The sequence below is a fragment of the Thermodesulfobacteriota bacterium genome (assembly GCA_040754335.1).
Classification (GTDB): Bacteria; Desulfobacterota_D; UBA1144; order Nemesobacterales; family UBA2774; genus 2-12-FULL-53-21.
The window spans coordinates 165,386-187,794 of sequence record JBFMCV010000004.1 but is presented as its reverse complement, the minus strand read 5'-3'; the positions used below and the strand labels follow the sequence as shown (position 1 = coordinate 187,794).

At 54.7% G+C, this 22,409-nt stretch carries 20 protein-coding genes; 7 read left to right on the top strand and 13 right to left on the bottom strand.

From position 1 onward, the window contains the following. Window positions 1–28 precede the first annotated feature (28 nt). From AB1598_09800 to AB1598_09760, 9 genes are all read right to left on the bottom strand, one after another. On the bottom strand, window positions 29–1,213 hold the full coding sequence (locus AB1598_09800) for an efflux RND transporter periplasmic adaptor subunit (GenBank protein ID MEW6145299.1): 1,185 nt from the start codon (window positions 1,211–1,213) through the stop codon (window positions 29–31). Beyond that, a complete protein-coding gene (locus tag AB1598_09795) occupies window positions 1,197–2,702 on the bottom strand; it encodes a TolC family protein (protein ID MEW6145298.1) in 1,506 nt (501 codons plus the stop codon). The genes AB1598_09800 and AB1598_09795 overlap by 17 nt, the downstream gene beginning before the upstream one ends. Window positions 2,703–2,858: 156 nt before the next feature. Continuing rightward, complete coding sequence (locus AB1598_09790) at window positions 2,859–3,182, bottom strand: hypothetical protein (protein ID MEW6145297.1); 324 nt, start codon at window positions 3,180–3,182, stop codon at window positions 2,859–2,861. Between the two features lie 819 nt (window positions 3,183–4,001). After that, window positions 4,002–4,790, bottom strand: a complete 789-nt coding sequence (gene trpC, locus AB1598_09785; GenBank protein ID MEW6145296.1) for an indole-3-glycerol phosphate synthase TrpC — start codon at window positions 4,788–4,790, stop codon at window positions 4,002–4,004. Between the two features lie 17 nt (window positions 4,791–4,807). Then, entirely contained in the window at window positions 4,808–5,827 is a 1,020-nt protein-coding gene (gene trpD / locus AB1598_09780) for an anthranilate phosphoribosyltransferase (GenBank protein MEW6145295.1), read from the bottom strand. After that, complete coding sequence (gene nusB / locus AB1598_09775; protein ID MEW6145294.1) at window positions 5,828–6,268, bottom strand: transcription antitermination factor NusB; 441 nt, start codon at window positions 6,266–6,268, stop codon at window positions 5,828–5,830. Window positions 6,269–6,279: 11 nt separating this feature from the next. Then, window positions 6,280–6,756, bottom strand: coding sequence for a 6,7-dimethyl-8-ribityllumazine synthase (gene ribH, locus AB1598_09770; protein MEW6145293.1), 477 nt, complete (start codon window positions 6,754–6,756; stop codon window positions 6,280–6,282). A gap of 13 nt (window positions 6,757–6,769) precedes the next feature. Then, window positions 6,770–7,978 (bottom strand): bifunctional 3,4-dihydroxy-2-butanone-4-phosphate synthase/GTP cyclohydrolase II, encoded by a 1,209-nt coding sequence (locus tag AB1598_09765; GenBank protein MEW6145292.1) that lies wholly within the window; start codon window positions 7,976–7,978, stop codon window positions 6,770–6,772. A gap of 198 nt (window positions 7,979–8,176) precedes the next feature. Further along, on the bottom strand, window positions 8,177–9,169 hold the full coding sequence (locus AB1598_09760) for an FAD:protein FMN transferase (GenBank protein ID MEW6145291.1): 993 nt from the start codon (window positions 9,167–9,169) through the stop codon (window positions 8,177–8,179). 219 nt (window positions 9,170–9,388) lie between these two features. Here AB1598_09760 and AB1598_09755 point away from each other — a divergent pair, with 219 nt between their 5' ends. From AB1598_09755 to guaA, 4 genes are all read left to right on the top strand, one after another. After that, complete coding sequence (locus tag AB1598_09755; GenBank protein MEW6145290.1) at window positions 9,389–10,654, top strand: zinc-ribbon domain-containing protein; 1,266 nt, start codon at window positions 9,389–9,391, stop codon at window positions 10,652–10,654. 231 nt (window positions 10,655–10,885) lie between these two features. Next, complete coding sequence (locus tag AB1598_09750; protein ID MEW6145289.1) at window positions 10,886–11,257, top strand: hypothetical protein; 372 nt, start codon at window positions 10,886–10,888, stop codon at window positions 11,255–11,257. 14 nt (window positions 11,258–11,271) lie between these two features. Then, window positions 11,272–12,747, top strand: coding sequence for an IMP dehydrogenase (gene guaB / locus AB1598_09745; GenBank protein MEW6145288.1), 1,476 nt, complete (start codon window positions 11,272–11,274; stop codon window positions 12,745–12,747). Between the two features lie 71 nt (window positions 12,748–12,818). Next, window positions 12,819–14,351: a glutamine-hydrolyzing GMP synthase gene (gene guaA, locus AB1598_09740; protein MEW6145287.1), complete on the top strand. Its 1,533-nt coding sequence runs from the start codon at window positions 12,819–12,821 to the stop codon at window positions 14,349–14,351. 30 nt (window positions 14,352–14,381) lie between these two features. Here the strand turns inward: guaA and AB1598_09735 are convergent, their stop codons facing one another. The 3 genes from AB1598_09735 to AB1598_09725 all read right to left on the bottom strand — a co-directional run bounded on the left by AB1598_09735 (window position 14,382) and on the right by AB1598_09725 (window position 15,839). After that, window positions 14,382–14,600: a hypothetical protein gene (locus AB1598_09735; GenBank protein ID MEW6145286.1), complete on the bottom strand. Its 219-nt coding sequence runs from the start codon at window positions 14,598–14,600 to the stop codon at window positions 14,382–14,384. Continuing rightward, complete coding sequence (locus AB1598_09730) at window positions 14,597–14,788, bottom strand: hypothetical protein (protein ID MEW6145285.1); 192 nt, start codon at window positions 14,786–14,788, stop codon at window positions 14,597–14,599. Before AB1598_09730 ends, AB1598_09735 begins: the two co-directional genes overlap by 4 nt. A 112-nt stretch (window positions 14,789–14,900) precedes the next feature. Continuing rightward, window positions 14,901–15,839 carry an NAD-dependent epimerase/dehydratase family protein gene (locus tag AB1598_09725; protein ID MEW6145284.1) on the bottom strand — a complete coding sequence of 313 codons (939 nt, stop codon included), beginning with the start codon at window positions 15,837–15,839 and terminating at the stop codon, window positions 14,901–14,903. Window positions 15,840–16,285: 446 nt separating this feature from the next. On the opposite strand from AB1598_09725, the gene AB1598_09720 reads away from it, so the two are divergent. Further along, window positions 16,286–17,494 (top strand): RNA polymerase sigma factor RpoD/SigA, encoded by a 1,209-nt coding sequence (locus AB1598_09720; GenBank protein ID MEW6145283.1) that lies wholly within the window; start codon window positions 16,286–16,288, stop codon window positions 17,492–17,494. Window positions 17,495–18,018: 524 nt separating this feature from the next. Here the strand turns inward: AB1598_09720 and AB1598_09715 are convergent. Beyond that, window positions 18,019–19,020, bottom strand: coding sequence for an LLM class flavin-dependent oxidoreductase (locus AB1598_09715; protein ID MEW6145282.1), 1,002 nt, complete (start codon window positions 19,018–19,020; stop codon window positions 18,019–18,021). Between the two features lie 106 nt (window positions 19,021–19,126). On the opposite strand from AB1598_09715, the gene AB1598_09710 reads away from it, so the two are divergent. Further along, window positions 19,127–20,086, top strand: a complete 960-nt coding sequence (locus AB1598_09710) for an aminopeptidase (GenBank protein MEW6145281.1) — start codon at window positions 19,127–19,129, stop codon at window positions 20,084–20,086. A 42-nt stretch (window positions 20,087–20,128) separates the two neighbouring features. Further along, a complete protein-coding gene (locus tag AB1598_09705) occupies window positions 20,129–22,384 on the top strand; it encodes a glutamine amidotransferase (GenBank protein ID MEW6145280.1) in 2,256 nt (751 codons plus the stop codon). The last annotated feature ends 25 nt before the right edge of the window (window positions 22,385–22,409 follow it).

Below are 22,409 nucleotides of genomic sequence, written 5' to 3'. Positions count from 1 at the left end.
TCCTTAAATGATTGCAAAGAACCCTGTATTATTTGTCCTTTTCCCCAGGTGGCGAAGGGTGGGGAGAGGATTCCTGAGATTTCCGGGAAGCGGTCTCGGGCACGACGGTCATGCCGGGCTTGACCTTCTGAAGGCCTTCCGTTATGACCTTTTCTCCCGCTTTGACCCCGGCCTCGACAACGACGAGCTCCTTGTACTCGGAGCCGGTCGTAACGTTCCTGTATTCGACCTTGTTGTCGGGGCCGACGACGTACACGTATTGCTGTCCCTGGAACTCGCCTATCGCCTGCTGCGGAACAAGAAGCGCGCCAGGCTGTTCCTTGAGGAGAAGCTGGACCTTTACGAACTGCCCCGGGAGCATGGTCTTGGAGCTGTTAGGAACTACAGCCCTCATCTCCATAGTCCCCGTATTGACGTCGACCTCGTTGTTGATGAAATCGATCGTGCCGTCCTCCGGATGCTTGCTTTCGTCGGGCAGCACGATGCTTACAGTCAGGTCGTTCTTGCTGTGCTCCTCGAATATCTGGGGTATGTCGCGCTCGGCGACGCTGAAATATACGTACATCGGGTCAAGCTGGACCATGGTGGCGAGCTTCGTGGGAGCGCCCGCTGCGCCGACCAGGTTGCCGACGTCCACGTACCTCCTCCCGATGCGCCCGTCGAAAGGCGCATACATAGTACAGTAGCTCAGGTTGAGCTTCGCCTGCGTAACGTTGGCCATGTCGGCCTCCACCGCGGCCCTCGCCTCGGCGGCTTTCGTTACATAGCCGTCGTATGTATCCTGCGTGATGTATTCCTTTTCCACTATGGGCTTATAGCGCCTCACCTGTTCTTCGGCATATGCGAGGGCGGCCCTGTCCTCGGCAAGCTGGGCCTGGGCCTGCTGGAGAGAGGCCTCGAACGGCCTGGTGTCTATAACAAACAGCAGGTCCCCTTCCTCAAGATCGGCGCCGTCCTTGAACGCCCTCTTGACGAGAAACCCTTCGACCCTCGCATTGATGTCGACAGTCTGAATGGATTGGGTGGTCCCGACGTACTCGAGATAAAGGGGAACAGTCTCGGACTTCACTTCAGCCACTATAACCGGCATAGCGGGAGGGGCTTTCTTCTCATCCTTGCCGCACCCCGTAAGGATGAAAACCAGGAGCGTGAGAAGCGACGCTGCTTTTAATAAATCCGGGCGGGCCGGTATCGATCTATTTCGATTCATCATCCTGATTATTACCTCCTTCTTCAGCCGGGCTCAGCTCCTCGGGCATGCCCGGGGTCGGAAGATCCGTGCCGATCGCATTTATTAGATCGGCGTAAGACGTGAATATGTCCGTTTTTGACTGTACCTGCTCCGCCCTCGCCTGAGCTAGCGTGGCCTGAGCATTGAGAAGCTCCACGATATCGCCTACGCCCGCCTTAAAACGGGCAAGCGAAGCGTTATAGGACTCCTCGGCGCTCGCGACGAGACTGTCGGCCGCCTGGAGCGACTGGACGGCCGTGGTAAAAGTGTAATAAGAATTCCAGACCTCGTTTATGACGATCTGCTCCTGGAGCTCGAGCGCGGCGCGCGCGGATTCGAGCTGTGCTTTAGCTCTGCGTACGGAGTTCAAAATCTGAAATCCCTGGAATATCGGCATCTGAAGCTGAAGCCCCACCAGATAGTTCGTGAAGAACTCGTTGTCTTCCCCTTCCGGCCTCACCCACCATCTGAGGAGCTGGGCAGTGGCGGAGATTTCGGGGAAAAACTGGGATTTGGCTTCCCATAACAACGCTTCCCTGCGTCTGACCGTCGCCTGGACCGCTGCCAGGTCCGGCCTGTTCTTCATCGCGAGCGCTATGAGGTTGTCGACATTATCGCTTATCGCAGCGACGGGCAGCTCGCTCAGATCGCCGTCCACGTCGAATACGGTGTTCGCAGGCCAGCCCACAGAGGTCGCGAGCAAACCGCGATTTATCTCCACGTTCCCCTTCGCGTCGACGAGATCGAGCTCGACCTGGGCCATTTGCGCCTGGGCCTGGAGCACGTCGGGAAGAGTGCCAACGCCAGCCTCGAGCCTTAGCTTGGCGGCGTCGAGGCTCGTCCTGGCGTCCTCAAGACTCGCTTCGTCCGCTATTACAAGCGCCTTGCTGCCTATGTAGTTGTAAAAAGACACTGCTACGGCCTGAAGCACGTTCTGGATCGCCTGGTTCTGGTTCCAGTTCGCGTTAATAAGCGCAAGGCGGGCGGCGTCGATCTCTGCTTCGCGTCCCCCGAAATCAAAAAGAAGATAATTGAGGGTAAGACCGACATTGCCGTACTGCTCCTGATAGGGATCGGTCCCAACCGACGATCCGCCTCCTTTGGCATAAGCGTATTTAGCAGTACCTCCAATATGCGGGTAGTAGAGACCCCTCGATTCAGCCCAGGCGGCTGCGGCTGCCCTCGCGTCCTCCCATGCCACCTGCGTGGTAGGGTTGTTTATAAGCGCGACGTCCACGAGCTGTGAGAGGTCGAGGTTCCCGGAATCGGATTTCAGGTCCTCAGGTATTGCCGGCAATTCTTCGAGCTGAAACGATTCACGTAACTCCTTTTCGGATGGCTTCCATTCCACCCCGGGGGCGGAGGACGCTTCCTTGTAGGGGTTTAATTCGGGAAGGCCGTGAGAGCAGGAGAGAACCAGTGCGGATAAAATGATGATGGCATACAGAATCACAGATTTCGAGCTTGGCAAATCGAATCTCCACATCAGATCAGAAGGATTAAGGTGTAAGGCGGTTTAAGCTCCCGCGCTCCGTTGAAAAAGCACCAAGAAACTACACGAAATAATAATCTCGTAAGAGAATGATTGTCAAGACGCAGCCGGCATAATATAAAGAAAAAAAACCGGTCAGGTCGCCACACTCAGGTCATTTATTTTATCAGCGCTCTTCTTAGCGTCGATCATGGCCGCTATCAGTATTACGGTCGCCGCCGCGGAGTAAATAAGCAGTTTGAGGAGCTGAGACATATCGGGAGGCGTATCCTGAAACGACCCCCAGGATTTCAGAAAGTAGACAAAAGGTTCGTAAGAAAAAAAGCTGAGGACGATGTTGAGCGCAAAGAAGACAAGCCCCTTCGGTATCTGGTTGTTGTATAGCTGCCCGAGTCCCGGAAGCAAACCCGAAAGCACGAGCGCGAGTACGGGATTTTTCCTTTTCTTACCCTGTGGCATTTTATAAAACTATATATCGGATGGGGCCGAATGATAGGATATTTTTTGGTTGCGTTTACACTTTACTCAAGAACCACACAGACGGCAGAAGGAGGTGATGAAAGGAATCGCGGCTGGAAGCCGCTCCTACGGAGTTATGACTCGTTTCAGTAGGAGTGCCATTACTTCGACCTTGCTCAGGACAGGCTTGGCGCGATCTTTTCTTTACCTGTCATTGCGAGGCTCCAAAGGAGCCGCGGCAATCTCATGAAAAAGACGAGACCCTGAATATTTCGGCTTGATAAATGAATATGCAAAGAATAGTTAGATCATTGGATTCAGCCAATGGCGTCCGTTTCTTGCTAATTTGGCTTCTGATTCAATAGTGCGGAGAGCAAAAAAGGTTTGTGCACTCAGCCGTCAGAGACCAGTTTATTTTGACTTCGATAGATCATCCCATGCACATAAATGTCTGCGTATTCAGCCTGAAGAGTCCGGATTGTATTGGCTTCGTCAGGGTGTTCCCAGGCATAAGCATCGTTGCAATCAGCCAGCTGTGACCAATTGCTCACTCGTTCGCAACTGTTACTCGTTCGAATCCGTTACTTGCTCAGAACCGTTGCTCAGAAAAGTAATTAAGGGAGACAAAATACCGATATACCCCCTCACCCTATCCCTCTCCCTCAGTGGGGAGAGGGAATAAAAACTGTACCCTTCGACAGGCTCAGGACGAACGGGTTGTGCTTCGTTGCTGATTTATGCAGAAGAGGTACAGGAGAATCGTATACGAGCGCAGGTTCTGCGCCACACAGCGTGTGCGAAAGACGAACAGCTGATGGATTAGGAAGATTGAAGGGACGAGAGGAGGTTCTTTAATTCAAGGCCGGGGTCGGCAGCCTTCATGAACGTCTCGCCTATGAGGAAAACACGGACGCCTTGCGCCATGAGCTTCTTTATATCATCGCGCGAGCTTATCCCGCTTTCGGCGATAGCAATCACTCCTTCAGGTATATTCCGCGAGAGCCTGGCGGAAACTCCGAGGTCGACCTCGAACGTCCTCAAATCCCGGTTGTTTATTCCGATTATCCTGCTCCCGGCGTCAAGCGCCATATCCAACTCCCTCTCGTCGTGAACCTCCACGACAGCGTTCATGCCGAGAGAGTGAGCGAGGCCGAGCAGCTCCTTAAGCTCGTCCTGTGCAAGGGCCGAGACGATGAGGAGGACGGCGTCCGCCCCGTAAAGCCTCGCCTCGTAGACCTGATAGGGGTCGATGATGAAGTCCTTCCTCAGGAGAGGGATATCGACTGCCTCTCCGATCGCCCGAAGATACGAGAGGCTCCCCATAAAGAATTTCTCGTCCGTGAGGACCGACAAAGCCGCAGCGCCTCCTTTCTCGTAGCCGAGCGCGATCTTCACGGGATCGAAGTCTCCCCTCAATACCCCCTTGGAAGGCGATGCCTTTTTTACCTCGGCGATTATCCTGATGCGGGCACCGTCGACGAGGGCCTTATAAAAATCACGGGCCGGAAGCGCGCCGTTAAGCTCGCGCTCGATCGATGCGAGCGTGCGCGTCTCCTTCGACTTTTTTACTTCCGACCTCTTGTTTTCAAGAATTCTGTCGAGAATCATATCCGCAAGCGATACCGTCATTTATTTTTAGTGAACTTCACGAGCCCGTCCAGCTTCGAGAGAGCCTTCCCGGAATCTATGGAATCGACGGCCCTCTCGAGCGCTTCCTTCATGTCGGGGCTCGTCTCGGACACATAGATCGCGGCTGCAGCGTTTATTAAAACTATGTCCCTCTTTGCTTCTCTCTCTTCGCCTTTGAGTATCGACTTGAGGATACGCGCGTTCTCCTTCGCCGTGCGGCCGCCCTTGAGATCGCCTGCGCTCCATCTCTTTATGCCGAGATCAGAGGGGTCGAGCTGATATTTCCTCACCATTCCGTCCCTGAGCTCGGCTATTACCGACTTGCCCGTGACCGTTATCTCGTCCATCGAGTCAGATCCGTGAACGACCATGGCGCTCTTATGGCCGAGGTTGCGGAGCACCTTTACCATGGGGTCGAGAAGCATTTCCGAATAAACGCCCACGACCTGATGCCTGACCCCCGCCGGGTTCGCGATGGGGCCCAGGATGTTGAATATCGTTCTCACGCCTATCTCTTTCCTGGGTCCGGCGACGTTCTTCATGGCGGGATGGTAAAGCGGGGCGAATAGAAAAACTATACCTGTCTCGTCGAGACAATTCCGCGCGACCTCCGGAGAATAGTTTATATCGACTCCCAGGGCTTCGAGGACGTCGGCGCTTCCCACGTAGCTCGACACAGAGCGGTTCCCGTGCTTGGCGACAGGCACGCCCGCGCCCGCGACAACAAATGCCGCCGCGGTCGAGACATTGAAAGTGCCCTGCCTGTCCCCTCCAGTCCCGCAGAGGTCGACTAATACCTCGTGCCTCGAATTTATCCTGGTCGCCTTGTCCAGCATTACCTTTGCTGCCCCTGTTATTTCCGCGACCGATTCGCCTTTCATCCTGAGAGCGACGAGGAAGGCCGAGATCTGGGAAGGGGTTGTTTCACCTTCCATCATCATCTCGACGACTTCGGACATCTCGTGCTCTTCGAGGTCGATCCTCTCTACGACTTTAGCTATCGCTTCTTTTATCATTTACAGCTCACCTTTGTCCCGTGCGATCCTGATCTTATCGAGTATCCCGTTTATAAAAGAGCCAGATTCCTCGGTGCCGAACCTTTTCCCGAGCTCGACCGCTTCGTTTATGGTAACGGCGGGGGGGATGCCGCTCAAATAAAGGAGCTCGTATATCGAAAGGCGGAGTATGTTCCTGTCTATTTTCGACATCCTCGAAAGCCTCCAGTGTTCCGAGAACCTGCCGATGATATCATCGATGTGCGTGATGTTCTTGCAGGCGCCGAGTATGAGAACGGAAGAAAATTCTTTCATATCATCCGGTACCGGCGAATCGCTCCTCTCCCAGAATAGAGCAAGCTGCTCTTCGGGCGAGGGGGGCTCGCCTGAAGACTCGGTCAACGCATCGTATTGATAGAGGAACTGGAGCGCTAGTTCCCTCGCGCGTCTCCTTATACCCATCTGGAAGACATCTACCCTTTTCGGGAAAGAATTTTAGTGAGATTAGCCATCTCGATCGCCGAATAAGCGGCCTCGGCTCCGCGGTTCCCGGCCTTGGACCCCGCCCTTTCTATCGCCTGCTGGACCGTTTCGGTCGTGAGAACGCCCGAGGCGACAGGGACGTCCATTCCGAGGCTTATCGTGGCTATCGTCGAAGTCACCGTGGACGAGAGGTAATCGAAATGCGGGGTTTCACCCCTGATAATAGCCCCGAGTACGATTATCGCGTTGTACTTCTTCCTCTCGGCCGCTTTCTTTACCGCGTAGAGGAGCTCGTACGATCCGGGGACCCTGATGAGGTCTATATCTTCATCCGAGGCGTTATGCCTGTACAGCACGTCGAGAGCGCCGCTCACGAGCCTTTCGGTTATGAAATCGTTGAACCTGCTGACCACGACCGCAAACCTCAGCCCCTTGGCGTCGAGGTTCCCCTCGTATTTTTTAGGCATTTTTATCTCCTCTTCAGTCGACCATCGAAAGAAGGTGTCCGAGCTTGTCTTTCTTGACCTTGAGATACGACGAGTTCCTTCCGTTGGGCGGTATCTCTATGGGCACACGCTCGACTATCTGGAGTCCGAACCCTTCGAGCCCCTTTATCTTCTTCGGGTTGTTGGTAAGGAGCTTCATGTTCCTGACGCCCAGGTCTAGGAGTATCTGCGCCCCTATGCCGTAGTCCCTGAGGTCGGGCTTGAAACCCAGAACCTCGTTCGCCTCGACGGTGTCGAATCCGTCGTCCTGGAGAGCGTAGGCCTTTATCTTGTTAATGAGGCCGATGCCCCGCCCTTCCTGTCTCATGTAAAGTATAACACCCGTACCCTCGTCGTTGATAATCTTCATGGCCTGCCTTATCTGGGACCCGCAGTCGCACCTGAGCGAGCCGAAAACATCGCTCGTGAGGCATTCGGAATGCACCCTGACGAGCACGTCCTTTTCGGGGTCTATTACGCCCTTGACGAACGCGACATGGTGCTGGGGGTCGATGTCGCTCTCGTATACGATGATCTGAAACTCGCCGTACTCGGTCGGGATTATGGCGGAAGCCGCCCTCCTCACGAGGCTCTCGGCCCTCAGACGGTAGCTGATCAAGTCTGCAATCGAGGCAATCTTTATATCGTGCGTTTCCGCGAATTTTTCAAGGTCGGGAAGTCTTGCCATATCCCCGTCATCGTTCATTATCTCGCATATCACGGCGGCGGGCTTGAGCCCCGCCATGCGTGCTATGTCGACTGATCCCTCCGTATGCCCCGCCCTGACGAGCACTCCTCCCTTCCTGCATATGAGGGGGAATACGTGTCCGGGGCGTATGAAATCCTCAGCCTTTGAATCGTCGGATATGGCGTAGCGTATGGTGGAGGCCCTGTCGTATGCCGAGATACCGGTCGTTATGCCGTGGCTGGCGTCGATCGAGATGGTAAACGCCGTGTATTGAGGGACGGGGTTGTATTCGGGCTTGATGGGCTGGAGGCCTATGCGGTCCGCATTCTCCTTGGTGAGCGCGAGGCAGATGAGACCCCTGCCGTTCTTGGCCATGAAATTTATGGTTTCGGGAGTCGCGTACTCGGCAGCGACGACGAGGTCGCCCTCGTTCTCCCTGTCCTTGTCATCGACGAGTATGACCATTTTGCCGCTTTTGATATCTGAAAGGGCTTCTTCTATGGAACTGATTGGCATGTTTTCTTCTACCTCAACCCTGAAATAATTGAAATCGCTTATGTTTTTACCAAGGTTATCCGACTTACAATATAAGCGACAGCCCTGTTTTGTCAAATTAGAGTTGAGCGCGCCGTAAAATCCAGTCGGGACACGCCTTTATCCCACGGCATCCGTCCGCCGGGAACATGGCGGAAAGGGAGAGGGAAGGCTCGTTTTTCAATTATCATCGCATCTTAAACCCCGGACAAGTCTTTTCATGCTTTCGTTGCAGTAGACTTCGCGATCAGGCATGACGGCGAAGACCCCGATCTCGGGATGCTTTTTTAAAAACTCGACGGATTTGTCTTTCCCCATTACGAAAAGAGCCGTAGCGAAGGCATCGGCCAGAGCGCTGTCCCCCTCGAGAACTACCGTGACGGAAAGGAAATCCCTGCCGGGCTTCCCGGAAGCGGGGACGAGGAGATGGTGATAGACCTTCCCCATAGGGTCTATGACCCTCTCGTATCCCCCGCTCGTCGATATGGCGAGCTCGTGAGTGCCCGTATGAAACGAAGCTATAGTCCCTTCTCGTTTCGGATCACGAATCCCTATCTCTATATCGTTGCCGAAAACCTTGATGTCGCCCGAGAGCGAGACCATGCCCCTTTTAATTCCCCTTTGCTTAAGCTCACGGACAGCTTTTTCGACGGCATACCCCTTGCCAATCCCGCCAAGGTCGAGCTTCATGCCTTCTCTTTCAAGATAGACTTCTTCTCCCGTAATCAGGAGCTCCCGGTAATTGACAAGGGATTTCGCTCTCCGCACCTCTTCGTCGGTCGGGACCCCGGCTCCTTCCCGCCCGAACCGATAAACGCCGATAGTCAGAGCGCCGATCGTAGGGTCGAATGCGCCGTCCGTCTCCCCGGCGACGTAGATGGCCTGTTTCAGCACTTCCAGAACCTCCGGGCTGACCTTGAGAGTGCCCTTCCCGGCCATTCCGTTTATTTCCGATATCTCGCTGCCGGGATCATAATCGGAGAGCAGGGCGTCGAGCTTCTTTATCTTTAAAAAGGCGGCATCGGCGTCCGCATTTGTCCCGCCGTAAATGAGCACGCGGGCGTAAGTCCCCATGTGAAACTGGGCCCTCTCCAACGCACCTTCGTCAGGGGAGCCCGCCAAGGCGGGAGTGATTATCGGGACGGCAAGAATGCAGAGAAAGAGTGAACGCATAAATTGAACCGGGTTAAAAACGGATATCACATATTAGATATAATTTTAGAGGATAGCATAATTGACAGTGTATACACCGACTTTCACAGGACCCCGGGGTGGGCGGGTATCTGGAAATAACAATCAATATTTCCATGTATTGACTTTGGTAAAGATAGCATTAGTTTTTACAATGTAACGAGTTCATATCATTAGAAATATATAAGCAAAGGGCAGGCCGTGACAATTCAGTGCGAAAAGTGCGGGAAAAATTTCGATCCAGACGAGGGCGGCATCAGGCCCGCAGGGAGCGATGTCAGATGCCCCGAGTGCGGTCACATCACACTCGTCCGGATGGAAGACAGCTTCGGCGGAGAGGCAGTAGAAGGTTTCGAATTCAGGTATCCGATAAACAGCGAGGGAACTAAAACAGCGGAAAAAGAGATGCACAACGGCGGGAGTAACGAACACGAAGGCGTTCGTGATGCGGAACCGGCGCCCAGAGACGAGGGGAACTGGGAGGAATTCGTAAACATCAGCAAGACCGAAAGGACCACTGACGACTTCAGGATAGAAGATCACCGGGACACGAAAAGACAGGAATCGGATTTTAACTGGGAGAGTCTCAGGATAAACGAAGAGCCGGTCGACGCCGTCAGCAGGGTCCCCAGGATGTTCGAAGACGAAGGTACTGACGACGAGCTCATGATAATGAAGGACGAGGCGACCCACGTCGTGGCGGTGTCGGATACCGTCGGGGAGGAAACCCGGCCAAAGGAAAGGGCGTATGTGAGACATTCCCCCGAGAACCTGAGCGTGGACATGGACGTCCTCGCCGGGAGCGCGCACGCGGCCGGGAGCTACCGGAGCGCGCCCGGCCCCTCGTATCGCGACACGTTCAGGATCCATCCGACGAGAGAGAGACAGGGGGGCGGTTTTTTTGCGAGAGCGGCATACACGCTCCTCACGCTGATCGTATTTGCCGTGATAGTCGGGGCTTCTTATATCATCCTCTCGAATACAGGAATTATCCCCAAGGAGAGCGCCGACAGGATAGAAAGGCTGGTGAGCTCGCTCGTCCCCGTCGGCATAACCGGGTCTCTGAAACACGATATCATGATAACCGCGCACGGGGGTAAATGGCTCGATACGAGGAACGGACCTATGTACGTCGTATCAGGAACCGTTACGAATGAATCCGAACACCCGGTCAGTTACATAAAAATCAGGAGTGAATTTATATCGGAAGGGCAGATCGTTTATGATAACGTCGTATATGCCGGCAATACCTTCACCGAAAACGAACTCAGGGTATCTCCGCTCCAGGACACGCTGCTCAAACTCAAAAAGAGGTCAGGCGATGTAGATTTTTACAACGCCGAGAAGCTCGCCGGGCTCAATTCGAACATACAGCCTGGGGAGTCCATTCCGTTTTACACCGTATTCCCGGCTTCAGGGAGGATGCTCGGCCTCAAATATGACCTCGAGGTCGCCGGTTATGAGTGAGCGGGCGGGGTGTAAAGACCGCCCTGAATAATCGAGCGGCACGGCTCCGGAGCCGTCTTCCGCTTGATAAATCTTCCAGAATCAATTACAATAATTAGCTTAATAGCGGATAAGAGGGCTTTACCTTTCAGTCTGATTTCTGGGAAAAACAGAAATTCAAGTTGGGCGTATAATTAAGCATTTATCAAACACGGAAGGGATGTTTATCATCTCCGCAAGGTGAGGGAATATATGAAATCGACCCGTCTAAAGATCAGTGTAAGTCAGGACGGCCTCCTGCCTCAGGAAACGGCGGAAATCGCGACTCTCGAATTCCCCGCCCTCCCTAAAAAATTACTCAAGGCCCTAGGGTTCGAGAGGGTCGATGCCAAGACTTACGTAGGCGTGCTGCCCGTATTCATAAACCTTGGAGAAAAAGACCAGGAAATCGAGATAGAGCTCGGCGTGACGCTGCCGGAAATGAGAAAGAAGATAATAGAGATCGTTAAAACGCCGGCAAGACTTATAGCCGTAGCGGAAGAGAAAAAAGCCCCGCCCGCGGCGAGCAGGAAGAAGAAAGCTCCGGTAAAGACCGCTTCCAGAAGAGCTGCATCCAAAAGGTAAAAAGGAAAATTTTTATGCGCGTTGAAAACGTGGAAGAATGTCTAACTTTCGATGACGTTCTTTTAGTGCCGGCCTATTCGGAGATACTGCCGAACGAGGTCGACGTATCCACCCGGCTCACCCGGAATATCAAGCTCAACATACCGCTCATCAGCGCCGCCATGGATACGGTCACTGAATCGAGCACCGCTATAGCCATGGCCCAGGAAGGCGGTATCGGGATAATACACAGGAACCTGGACATTCAGGACCAGGCCGCGGAAGTCAAGAGAGTTAAAAAGTACGAGAGCGGAATGATAGTGAACCCCCTCACCGTAAGGCCCAAGCACAAGGTCAGGGCCGCCCTCGAAATAATGCTCAAGCAGAACATCACGGGCCTCCCGGTCACGAAGGAAGACGATACGCTCCTGGGAATTATTACCTTCAGGGACCTGCGGTTCGAGAAAAATCTCGAATTCAGGGTCGAGCAGATCATGACCCCCAAGAAGAGGCTAATAACGGTGGGCGAAGGGACCACGCTCGAAGAGGCGAAGGAACTCCTCCACAAATACAAAATAGAGAAGCTCCCGGTTGTCGACAAGGAGTTCAGGCTCCGCGGGCTTATTACGATGAAGGACATAGAGAAGATAGAGAAATATCCGACGGCGTCCAAGGACCTCATGGGAAGGCTCAGGTGCGGGGCAGCCGTAGGCGTCGGGCCCGACAGGGAAGAAAGGATAGAAGCGCTGATCGGGGTCGGGTGCGACGTGATCGTGATAGACACGGCCCACGGCCATTCGAAGAGGGTTATAGACGCGGTAGAATCCACGAAGTCGAATTTCCCCAAGGTAGACCTGATCGCCGGGAACATCGGAACGGGGGAAGGCGCAGACGCTGTCATCAAGGCAGGCGCCGACGGCGTGAAGGTAGGCGTAGGACCGGGCTCCATATGCACTACCCGCGTTATAGCTGGCATCGGAGTTCCGCAAGTTTCGGCGATACAGGACGTCACGCGGGTAGCCGAGCTCCACGGAATACCGGTAATCGCCGACGGGGGGATAAAATACTCGGGCGATATAGTCAAGGCTATCGCGGCAGGCGCCCATTCGGTGATGATAGGGAACCTGTTCGCGGGGACGGACGAGGCCCCGGGCGAGGTCATACTGTTTCAGGGCAGGACGTACAAGGTATACAGGGGAATGGGTTCGATCGAGGCCATGAAGAAGGGCAGCAAGGACAGGTACGCGCAGAACCTGGGCGACGACATGATAGATTCAAAGCTCGTGCCCGAGGGGATAGAGGGGCGGATACCTTACAGGGGGCCGATAGGCGGCACAGTCTATCAGCTCATCGGCGGGCTCAGGGCCGGCATGGGGTATACCGGGTGCGGGACAGTAGATGACCTCAGGAGCAACGGGAAGTTTATAAAGGTCACCAACGCGGGACTCAGAGAAGGCCACGTCCACGACGTAATAATCACGAAAGAGGCGCCCAATTACAGGATCGAATAATTCGCCGGTCCGAAGCTCATTATTTACCGTCGCACCAATCCCGGAAACGATAATGCACTACTACAGGCAATATGCGTGAAACTATTCTAGTACTCGATTTCGGCTCCCAGTATACGCAGTTGATCGCCCGCAGGATAAGGGAGCTGGGCGTGTATTCGGAGATAAAGCCCTACGGCACGCCGCTCGAAGAAATAGAGAGAACGGAACCTAAGGCCGTGATACTGTCCGGGGGCCCGGCGAGCGTCTGGGACGATAACTCCCCGACCGTGGACAAGGGTCTTTTCGAGCTCGGAATACCGATCCTCGGAATATGCTACGGGATGCAGCTCGCGGCGCAGCTCCTGGGCGGGATCGTCGAGCGGTCGAAGGTGCGGGAGTTCGGTCCTGCGACTCTCACGATAACGGACGGGTTCGACCTCCTGAGCGGGATCCCGGACAAGAGCGACATCTGGATGTCTCACGGAGACCGCGTGCTCGAATTGCCGCCCGGCTTCGAATCCATTGCGGAGAGCGAGAACTCACCGAGGGCGGCCATGAAGAACCGTGAGATGAAAATCTACGGGACCCAGTTCCACCCGGAGGTCGTCCACACGAAATTCGGCAGGGAAATATTATCGAACTTTTTATTCAAGATCGCAGGCTGCAAGGGGGAGTGGACTCCCAAGTCCTTCGTCGAGACCGCGATAAAGGATATAAGGCAAAAGGCGGGGAACGCGACAGTCATATGCGGCCTGTCCGGCGGAGTGGACTCCGCCGTCGCCGCGGTAATCATACAGCGCGCCATATGGGACAGGCTCCGCTGCATATTCGTGGATACGGGGCTCCTGAGACTGAACGAAGCGGAGGATGTAGTTGAGTCGTTCAGACACATGGGCCTCAACCTGGTGCACGTGGACGCGAGCGAGAGGTTCCTGAGAAGGCTCCGCGGCGTTACCGACCCCGAGAAGAAGAGAAAGATCATCGGCGAGGAGTTCGTGAACGTTTTCGATGAGGAGGCGTCCAAGATCAAGGACGCCCGCTTCCTCGCGCAGGGGACACTATATCCGGACGTGATAGAAAGCGTCAGCGTGAAGGGCCCGTCGGCGACAATCAAGTCCCACCATAACGTGGGCGGGCTCCCGGAAAAGATGAACCTCGAGCTGATCGAGCCGCTGAGAGAGCTGTTCAAGGACGAGGTGAGGGAAGTGGGCCGCGAGCTCGGTGTGCCGGACGAGATACTCGGCCGCCATCCGTTCCCGGGGCCGGGGCTCGCCATCAGGATCATAGGAGAGATCGACGAGGAGAGGCTCGGTATACTGAGGCAGGCCGACAGAATATTCATCGAAGAGATAAAAAAGGGCGGGGTCTACGACGACATATGGCAGGCGTTCTGCGTATTCGTGCCCGTCAAGACCGTAGGCGTGATGGGTGACGAGAGGACGTACGAGAACGTAATCGCTCTCCGGGCGGTAACGAGCCTGGACGGAATGACGGCCAAATGGGCGCGCATACCTTACGACCTGCTCGAAAAAATATCGGTCCGCATTATCAATGAGGTGAGGGGCGTCAACCGGGTCGTGTACGATATATCGACCAAGCCCCCGAGCACGATCGAATGGGAATGAGACGGTCCGCGGACGAAGCGGCCACATATCTTAATTTTTAGGTTTTTTGAAAATTCCGAAATCCCCGGCTATCGCGACGAGCTCCCAGGACTCCTCTCCGAGCTCGTTAAGCGTGTTTTCCATGCCGTGACCTACCTTGTTCCTTCTGGCCATTGCGGCTTCTTTGGATACCGCTATATCGTGGTCTTCGCTGCCCTGAAAAAGCTTGTCTACAGAAATTACCTTATAGTCCCATTTCATCGAATTCATTCCTCTTCACGCCCGGTCTCCGCCCGGCCCTCTTCATTCTCATCCTCGATTATGAGAGGCTCGCTCTTGTCTTCGACGTCGGGAAGGCTGCTTAAATACTTGTCGTAGTCTTTTTTCGTGATCACGCCTTCTCTGATATGCCTGTTGGCAACCCTCACGTCGTAGAGAAAATCTTCTTTCTTCTTCATTAATTTAACCTCCGAGGTGTTTAAGGATACACTAAGAGCCCGGTTTCGCAATCGGCCGCGGGGGCTCCGGTGACTTCCTCGTACGCCTGCAACCGGGACACCCGGACGTCTCTTAATTTTTATCCGTTCCGGAGCGGCCGGCCTTGAACCACTCCCAGGTATTTTTTATGCCCTTGGCAAGAAAGACGCTCGGCGCCCAGCCGAGGACCCTGCCCGCGAGCCTCACGTCGAGGCTTATCCTGCCGACCTCTCCAGGCCGCGCGTCCGCATAGTTAACCGGGAAATTTATTCCCGAGGCGGCTTCGAGCTCGGTTATGAGACCGTTCACCGAAGTCTCGATCTGCGTGCCTATGTTGTAGCTCCCGGAGGGAGACGAAAGGGCGCAGAGGTTTGCGCCTGCGACGTCTCCCGCATAGACGTAGTCTCTCGTCTGATTGCCGTCCCCGAACACGACGCAGGGCTGTCCCGAAAGAATGCGGCTGCAGAATATGGCGATCACCCCCGCCTCTCCGTGCGGGTTCTGTCTCGGTCCGTAGACGTTCGCGTATCTGAGCGCGACGTAATCAAGTGAATATATGTACCTGTAATACTCGAGGTATTTCTCGACAGCGTATTTCGACGTGCCGTACGGGGAGATCGGCATCGGCGGTGTCTTTTCATCGGCAGGAATGTTGGCGGGCTCGCCGTAAATCGCCCCCCCGGTCGATGCGAATATGAACTTCTTTACGCCGTTCCTGATGGAGGATTCGAGGAGGCGGATCGTCCCGATTATGTTAACCGATGCGTCGTACGCGGGGTCCTCGACCGATTTCCTCACGTCGATCTGGGCCGCGTGGTGGTTTACCGCATCCGGGCGGAATTGGGTAAAAGCCGCGCGCACGGCGTCTTCATCCCTTATGTCGCACTTCGTGAAAGACGCTCCCTCGGGAATGTTCTCCATCCTCCCGGTCGAGAGGTCATCGAGTATATGTACTTCGTGTCCTTCCTTAATATATGCTTCGGCAACCCAGGAGCCGATAAAGCCGGCGCCGCCCGTTAGAAGAATTTTCATCCGATACGCCCCCGCGAAATAATTTTTTCGATAGAAAAATTCCCGGTGGTTTTCCTACCGACCCCGCTAATATTTACTTTAATCGAAGGTGTTGTCAATAAACCTTATATACCCGTTATGCAGTACGGACCGCCCTGTAGAGATCTCTTATTCCGCTCACGGCGGAGCACGCGGACGATCGCCTTATGTCCGCCGGCAGACCGAATCGAGGCGGAAGGCGTAATATTTTTGGTAACCGCCGCCAACACTTTTTGCGTTCAATTTCCGGCCGAATATCCGCACAATGACATTTTTTGTCATTAGCCGGAGACGCAGCCGGGGAAGCCGGCACCCGGCCGTGGATGAGATTAATTAATGATCACGGGCTATTGTATTAAATATTTATTTTATGGCATGAACATTGCATCTGAAACAGTCCGAGGATTAAAAAATCGGAGGATATTCAAATGGGTCGGAACATCAAAGAATCATCTCATGCTTTAATGACGGGCGGTTTGATGGGCAACCATGATTTCGGCAGTCAGAAATCGATGCCGGGTGATTACGCTTACGAGCAGAATATCATGAGCGTAACAACCACTGGGAAAAGCAACGGGAAACAAAGGGTGATCCCAGACGAGGACTACAAGCTCCTCCAATCGTATTTCAGAGAAGTGGGGACGGAATCGCTTCTAACCGCAACAGATGAACTCCGAATAGCGACCAAGATAAAAAAATATAACGCGAGGGCCCGCAAGCTCGAAGCCTACATAAACGAGCTTACGGAGAAACTGAGCGGCAAAGTTAAAGTGCAGAAGGTCTGCGATTGCCGACAGAACGGCAAGAGCCCGAAGCGGCGCGGCAAAACCGGCGGGACTCACGTTTCTTTAAAGATGACCCTTAACAGGATGTCCGCGCTCCTGAGGGCGTACAGGAACAAAGAGATATACAACAAGGACAAGTTCATTAAATCGAACCTCAGGCTCGTGATAAGCATAGCGAAGAACTATATGGGAAGAGGACTCCCGCTCGCGGACATAATACAGGAAGGCAATATCGGGCTTATTAAAGCTGTCGAGAAATTCGACCCGTCGAAGGGCTACAGGTTTTCGACTTACGCCTCGTGGTGGATAATCCAGAGCATAACGCGCTCGCTATTCGACCAGACGAGGGTGATAAGGATCCCCGTGCGCGTGCTCGAGCAGGCGAATAAAATTACGAGGACGGCCAACATGCTCAGGCACGAGAACGGCGAGAACCCGGACATAGAGAACATAGCGCAGGAAGCCGGACTCAGCGTAAAGAAAGTCAACAAGGTGATCAAAGCCACTTCCACAAATATAGTCTATCTCGACGCCGTGAACCCGAACAACGGAGAGGCCAAGAACAGCTTCATAGACTTTATTCCCGATACCAGGCCCGCGACCGACACGCTCCTCGCAAAAGTCTCCATGACAGAAAAGATCGAGGAAGCGCTCTCGAACCTCACAGACAGGGAGGAGGACATACTCAGGATGAGGTTCGGCATAGGATACGACGAGTCCTACACGCTCGACGAGATCGGGAACAGGTACAGCCTGACCCGGGAGCGCATAAGGCAGATCGAGAGACGCGCTCTCAAGAAGCTGAGACAGCTCAGCAACGGCGGAGTCCTGAAAGATTTTATAAGCTGCTGAGGGGTGCCTCATGCGGATCGAAGACCGGCGTCCTTCGACAAGCTTCCGTCTTCGCCTCGGACTCAGCTATTCCCCCTACGGCTCATAGCCTCCGGGCGACGTGCCGAGATTCAACCGACAAGAAAGCTTCGCCGGACAAGCAGGACGAACGGGTGGGTTCACTTGCAGGTTAGGCAGAGGAGATTCGGAAGAATCGTATATGCGCACACATTGTGTGCCGCCGATACTGTGAATGTCGGAGAAATGGCAAAAACGAGATGCTGAATATTTTGGGTTAACCAAAAAATATCCGAGGAACAATTTACACGTTGCATTCTTCCTATGGCGTCCGGTTCTTGCACTTGTTCAGAGCCGTAGTTCAGCAAGACAACGATAGATTTCTCACCTGCGGCTCGAAATGACAGATGAGAAAAAAACGGGATTGCCGCGGTCGCATAATACGCTCCCTCGCAAAGACAGAAAAAGATAAGATTCCCGATAAAAAATTTCGGGAATGACAAAATGCTAAATTCACCCCTCGAATACTAAGCCCCCGGGGCGAGGCTTATGATGGACTCTCTCACAATTTCACGCGAGGCTTTGGGCGGGAAGACGAGAACCGGAACGTCGGCGCCTTCTTTGTAATAATCGGCAATCATAGCCCTCCCGTGCGCGGGCGAGCCCGAGACGGAAAGCGAATCGAGCATCCTTTCGCTCACCGCCTCCACCGCCGCGCTCTTCTTTCCTCCGTCCCACGCGCTCTTGATCGCAGCGGCTTCGTCCCCGAACCCGTACCTGCACACGGTATTGAAGTAGAAAGTCCCCATGCCCCCGATGTAATAGGCGATGTGCTCTCTCACGGCGCTTTTTGCGGTATCGGCATTCTCCGAAACCGAAGCGGTAACGTAGGGACAGACGATGATTCTATCCCCCTCCCTGCCGGAAGAGAGAGCCCCTTCCCGGAGGTTCTCCCCGGTATCCCTCAAACCCTCTTTGGGTATGAGGAACGGTATCCATCCGTCTGCGCACTCGCCCGCGAGGCGAATGTTCCTGGGGCCGATCGCAGCGACCAGAACCGGGATATCGCTCCTCAAAGGCTTGAACTGGAGCCTGAATCCCTTGAGAGAGAATATCTCGCCTTCGTAGTCGACGCGGCCTCCGCTAAGGATCATTTTAATTATTTCGACGTACTCCTTCGTCCTCTGAAGCGGCTTCTCGAAACGGACGCCGTGCCAGTTCTCTATCACGGCAGGGCCGCTCGTCCCGAGGCCGAGCATCATGCGTCCGCCCGAGAGCTCGTCGAGCGTTGCAGCCGTCTGGGCGATGACGGCGGGGCTTCTGCTGTAGACAGGGATTATCCCTGTCGCGAGCTTTATCCTCTTCGTATTAACCGCTATGAGGCCGAGGATCGAGAAGGCGTCCCTACCCCACATCTCGGGCACCCATATGGAATGATAGCCGAGCTCTTCCGCGAGCCTCGCCGTTTCGACGAGCTCTTCCGTTTTGAGGTCGCTCCAGTAAGGGGCCACGAGGCCGAGATCAGGCATTCTCACTCCTCTCCATACAGCGCCAGGATTTGCAGGGCTATGCAGGATGGGCATATTATAATATCGGATTTTTCACGCACGACAAACGACGGAGGAGAAAAGAGAGATGGATAAACTCAAGAGCGCGGCGATGATCGCGGTGAGAGACTGTATGGCGGTAAAGCGCGGCGAGAACGTGCTCATCATCACGGACGAGCCGTTAAGAAAAATCGGGTACGCGCTCTGGGAGGCGGCGAAGAGCCTGGGGGCGGAGGCGGTCATCACGGAGATAATACCCAGGAAGTCGAACGGGGAAGAGCCGCCCGGGCCGGTGGGTGAATTTATGAAGCTCTTTGACGCGGTGCTCATACCAACAGAGAAATCTCTCAGTCACACGGAATCGAGGAGGAGCGCCAGCAAGGCAGGGGCGAGGATAGCGACGCTCCCGGGGATAACGGAAGACTCGATGGTGAGGACGTTGAACGCCGACTACGGGCTCATCGCGGAGAGGAGTAACAAGCTCGCCGATATAATAAGCAGCGGCTCAAACGTGAGGATCACGACCGAGAAAGGCACAGACATAAATCTCGTCGTCGAAGGGAGGGAGGGGCACGCGGATACGGGGCTCAACCACAATCCGGGGGACTTCAGCAACCTCCCCGCGGGGGAGGCTTACGTAGCGCCCCTCGAAGGGAGGTCGAGCGGGGTAGTCGTATTCGACGGCTCTATGGCAGGGGTAGGCAAGCTCGTCGGCGAGGTGATAAGGGTGAAGGTGGAGGACGGGTTCGCGACAGAGATCACGGGCGGGCGCGGGGCGGAGAAGCTGCTTTCTATCATGACCCCGTTCGGCAAGCCCGCGTTCAACCTTGCCGAACTCGGCATAGGGACGCACGACATGGCGCTCATCACGGGGAGTGTGCTCGAGGACGAAAAGGCCATAGGAACTATACACATCGCATTCGGAGACAACAAGAGCATGGGCGGCACGGTGAGGGTGGCGAGCCACCTCGACGGTGTAGTCATGAAGCCCACGGTCGCGGTCGACGGCGAGCTCATAATGAAGGAGGGGAAGCTCCTTGTATTCTAGTCCGCTCTGAAAACGGGGTAGTCGTGTGGTAAATTTAATGTGATGGATTCAGCGGTAAGCAAATTCGCTCTACTCAACCCGCCGGGGCTTGCGGAAATCGCCCTGATACTGATTTTATTCACGATAGTGGTCTATGGCTCGCTCAGGAGCTCGAGGCATCTGAAGAGCTCGAAAAGAAGGATCGTCCTGGCCTCGCTCCACGCGATTGCTTTCATTACCGTTATATTCATACTGACGAACCCGGCTCTCAAGGAAGAGAGCTACAAGGAAGAAAAGAAGACCCTCGCTGTGGTCGTGGACGGGTCCTGGAGCATGAACCTTGCGGGCGGGCACGACGGCGGGAGCAGAATCGAATCGGTGAGGGGATTTTTCGGCAATAACGCCGATTTCTTTACACGGCTCGGGCAGAATTTTTTGCTCGATTACTACACCTTCGACGAGACCCTGAAGCCTTCCTCGCAGGAATCCATACTGAAGCAGAAACCCACGGGCAAGCACACGAACCTGGGCAAGCTCCTCGACGAGCTCGCCGAAAAGCAGAGTCGCGGAGAGCTCGACGAAGCGCTCATCATATCGGACGGCGGGGGGAGCCGGCAGTCCCCGGATGCCGCCTTCGATGAAGCACTCGGAAAAGCGGATTTCAGGATCAACACGGCCGGCGCCCTCACCGAAGACGCGACCGACGACATCTGGATAGACAAGATCAGTTCGAACGAAGTCTCGTTCCTGAGATACCCCTATTCGATAAGCGCCGCAGTGAAGTCGGGCGGGCCCGCCGGGATGAGAATCCCCGTGTCGCTTTACGAAGGAGACAAGCTCGTCTCCATTAAAGAGGTCTACATCGATCCCAACACGAAGCAAGGCGAAGCCGAGTTCGAAATCAATCCCATAACGCTCGGGAGAAAGATATATACCGTATCCATACCTGTCTTGACAGACGAGCTCGTGCCCGAGAACAACCGGAAGTCCTTCTACACCGACGTAATAATAAACAAGATACGGGTCCTCCACGTAGCGGGCAGCCCTTCATGGGACGTGAGGTTCCTGAGGAAGGCGCTCAAGAGGAACCCGAACATAGACCTCGTTTCGTTTTTCATTTTGCGCGACCCTTCGGACCTCGTTTTCGCGACTGAGAACGAGCTCAGCCTCATTCCTTTCCCCGTGAACGAGATATTCGGAAACGAGCTCCCGACATTCGACGTAGTGATATTTCAGAACTTCAACTTCCAGCCTTACGGAATCTTCGGTTTCCACCTGAGGAGCATCAGGGACTACGTGATGAACGACGGCGGGGCGTTCCTGATGATAGGCGGCAACAAGAGCTTCGACAGCGGCAATTACGGAAGGACGCCCATCTCGGAAATACTGCCCGTTGAGCTCGGTTACATGGCGCGCACGCTTACCGACACGATCAGCGGCGAGGTGTTCCGGCCCAAGCTGACTTCCGCGGGTAAGAACCACCCGATAATGAGGATAGTGCCCGACAGGGAGGCGAACGAGAAGCTGTGGAACGCCATGCCCGAGCTCGAAGGCTTCAACATGGTCGAGGGAATGAGCCCCGACGCAGTCCCGCTCCTGGTCTCGCCGGAAGGGGAGCCGATACTCGCCGTAGCCAATGTCGGGACAGGCAAGGCCGCCACTTTCCTATCCGACTCGTCCTGGAGATGGAATTTCGTTTACGGAAGCGAGGGGGACGTTTCGCCTCTCTATGAAAAATTCTGGAACAGGCTCTTCCTCTGGTTCGTCAACGACCCGGAATTGAAGGACATAAGGGTCGAGACGGACAAAGCCGTATACAGCCCGGGAGAAAATGCCGAAGTCGGCATATGGGACCTGAGCGGGGACGGATCCGGGGAAGGGCGCGTAAAGACCCGGCTGACCCTGCCCGACGGAACCTCAGCCGAGATCGAGCCCGAAAGGGACTCGCGGCAGAGGCTCGCGGCAAAAATCATGCTTACCGAACCTGGCATATACGGTATCGCCGCCAGTCCCGATGACGGCGCTGATTTTTCCGACTCGCAGACCTCGGAAGCGTCTTTTATAGTAGAGCCGCCCGGGGACGAATTAAGGGGAGTAACCACAAACCTGAAGCTCCTTAAATCCATAGCCGGGGCGACCGGCGGAAAGTATATAACGACCCGCGACGACCCGGAGGGACTCGACATCGAAAACTCCCGCAAGAAAACGATAACCGGATATAAAACCGTCCTCCTCTGGGACAACCCTTTATTCTTTATGCTGATAATGGGGTTATTATTCTCCGAGTGGTCGCTCAGGAGAAAGTGGGGTCTAAAGTAGAAGAGTACGCGGTCAGGCTCGCCCT